The sequence below is a fragment of the Streptomyces sp. NPDC006655 genome, assembly GCF_040703965.1.
Taxonomy (GTDB): Bacteria; Actinomycetota; Actinomycetes; order Streptomycetales; family Streptomycetaceae; genus Streptomyces.
This window is the reverse complement of record NZ_JBEYJU010000230.1, coordinates 1-2755: the sequence shown is the minus strand read 5'-3', so window position 1 is coordinate 2755 and position 2755 is coordinate 1. Positions and strand designations below refer to the sequence as shown.

The window sequence follows — 2755 nt, the reverse complement described above, 5'->3', positions numbered from 1 at the left end:
GGGCGGGGCGAACCTCGAGAAGTCGCTGACCGTGCTGAAGCCCGGCGGTCTGGCCATCAGTGTCGTCGGGCCGCCGTCGGGGTCACGACCTGTACGTCCTGGACACCACGCACCCGGCCGCCGCGGCCTACCTCACCGACGTGTTCGCGACGCTGCACGCCGAGGGCTACGACTACTTCAAGACCGACTTCCTCTACGCGGGCGCGAGGGACGGCGTCCGGCACTCCGGCGCGGACGCGCTGACCGCCTACCGGCTGGGCATCGCCCTGATCCGGGAGGCGATCGGCGCGGACGCCTACCTGCTGGGCTGCGGCGCCCCCCTCCTGCCGTCCATCGGCCTGTTCGACGCGATGCGGGTCAGCCCCGACACGGCCCCGCACCGCCGGCCCGAGGCCGGTGACCACAGCCGGCCCGGCCAGGATGCCGCCGAGTTCACCGGCGCCGCCCGCCAGTGGCAGCACGACCGCCTCTGGACCAACGACCCCGACTGCCTGATGGCCCGCCCCGCGGTGGAGACCCGTGACCGCTGGGCGGCCCACGTGGAGGCCGTCGGCGGCCTGGTCACCTCCAGCGACCGGCTGCTCTCCCTCGACCCGTGGGGCGTGGAGACGACCCGCCGCCTTCTGACCGGAGTTCACCGATGAGCGACCGCACCCTCTCCGTCCCGGGCATCGCCTACGGCGGCGACTACAATCCCGAGCAGTGGCCCGAGGAGGTCTGGGACGAGGACGTCCGCCTGATGCGCGAGGCGGGCGTCAACATGGTCAGCGTCGGCATCTTCTCGTGGGCGCTGATGGAGCCCTCCGCGGGCGTCTTCGACTTCGCGCGGATGGACCGGATCCTCGACCTCCTCCACGAGAACGGCATCGCCGCCGACCTCGCCACCCCCACGGCCGCGCCGCCGGCCTGGTTCTTCCGCGCCCACCCCGAGGCGCTCCCGGTGGACCACGACGGCCGCACCCTGTCGTACGGCAGCCGCCAGACGTTCTGCCCGAGCAGCCCCGCCTACCGCGAGGCCGCGCTCCGCATCACGGCCGCCGTCGCCGAGCGGTACGCGAGCCACCCGGCCGTCACGATGTGGCACGTCCACAACGAGTACGGCTGCCACAACGCGGCCTGCTACTGCGACACCAGCGCGGAGTCCTTCCGCCGCTGGCTGCGGGCCCGGTACGGCGACGACCTGGCCGCCCTCAACCACGCCTGGGGCACCACCTTCTGGAGCCAGTGGTACTACGACTGGGACGAGATCCTGCCGCCGCGCGCGACCGGCGCCGTACCCAACCCGACGCACCAGCTGGACTGGCGCCGGTTCTGCTCGGACGAACTGCTGTCGCTGTACACGGCCGAGCGGGACGTGCTGAGGGAGGCGGCCCCGGCGATCCCGGCCACCACCAACTTCATGGTGATGTCCACCTTCGACGCCCTCGACTACTGGCGCTGGGCACCGGAGCTGGACGTGGTGTCCAACGACCACTACCTGATGTCGACCGACCCCGAGTCGGAGATCGACGTCGCGCTCAGCGGTGACCTGATGCGGTCGCTGGCGGGCGGACCGTGGCTGCTGATGGAGCACTCGACGGGCGCCGTGAACTGGCAACCCGTCAACCGGGCCAAGAACCCGGGCGAGTTGCGGCGCAACGCGCTCGCCCATGTGGCGCACGGCGCGGACGGCATCGCGTACTTCCAGTGGCGGGCGGCGAAGGCGGGTGCCGAGCAGTGGCACTCGGCGATGCTGCCGCACGCGGGCACCGACAGCCAGATCTGGCGGGACGTGGTCCGGCTGGGCGCCGACCTCAGGGCGCTGGCCGAGGTCCGTGGCAGCACCGGCACGGCCGAGGTGGCCGTCGTCTGGGACTGGGACGCCCGTTGGGCGGTCGAGCTGCCCTCCCAGCCCAGCGTGGAGCTGCGCTACCTGGACGTGGTCCGGGCCTGGTACGAACCGTTGTGGCGGGCCGGCGTGGCCGTGGACTTCGTCCGCCCGGACGCCGACCTGTCGGCGTACAAGGCGGTCCTCGCCCCGAGCCTGTACCTCGTGGACGACGCGGGCGCGGCCAACCTGGCGGCCTTCGCGCGGGCCGGCGGCAGCCTCGCCGTCGGCTTCCACAGCGGCGCGGTGGACGAGAACTGCCATGTGAGGCTGGGCGGTTACCCGGGGGCCTTCCGGGAGCTGCTGGGCGTGTCCACCGACGAGCTGTTCCCGCTGCTGCCCGGGCAGCGGGTGCCGCTCAGCGAGGGCGGCACCGGGTCGCTCTGGTCGGAGCGGGTCCGGCCGACGGGCGCGGAGGTGGTGACGTCGTACGCCGACGGGCCGCTGGCCGGTGTGCCCGCGGTCACCCGGCACGGGTACGGCTCGGGTGCCGCCTGGTACGTGGCCACCCTCCCGGACACCGACACCCTGGCGGGGCTGCTGGACCGGATCCGCGCCGAGGCGGGCGTGGCCGCGGTCCGCACCGCCCCGGCGGGCGTGGAGGTGGCCCGGCGGCGCGGCGCCGACGCGGACTACCTGTTCGTGATCGACCACACCGGGCAGGGCGCCGAACTCGCGGTCGCCCCCGGCTCGGTGGAACTGCTGTCCGGCAAACCGACCGACGGCACGGTCACCGTGGCGCCCGGCGACGTCGCCGTCGTACGCGAGCCGCGGGCCCGGTAACCGCCGAGGACCGGGGCGGTCCTGCATGCCGCCTGCTGCGTTCGCGCACCCGGGGGGCGGGGGGCGCGACGGCCGGCATAGGCGGCGGGGGCGGGGGACGGGAGG

1 protein-coding gene and 1 pseudogene are annotated in these 2755 nt (G+C 74.0%); both read left to right on the top strand.

Features of this window, described 5'->3' with window-relative positions; all coding sequences use genetic code 11:
- Positions 1 to 65: 65 nt before the first annotated feature.
- Positions 66 to 644, top strand: a pseudogene (locus AB0958_RS44905) (alpha-galactosidase); the annotation flags it as partial.
- A complete protein-coding gene (locus AB0958_RS44900) occupies positions 641 to 2650 on the top strand; it encodes a beta-galactosidase (protein ID WP_366896256.1) in 2010 nt (669 codons plus the stop codon). The pseudogene AB0958_RS44905 and the gene AB0958_RS44900, both read left to right, overlap by 4 nt.
- The last annotated feature ends 105 nt before the right edge of the window (positions 2651 to 2755 follow it).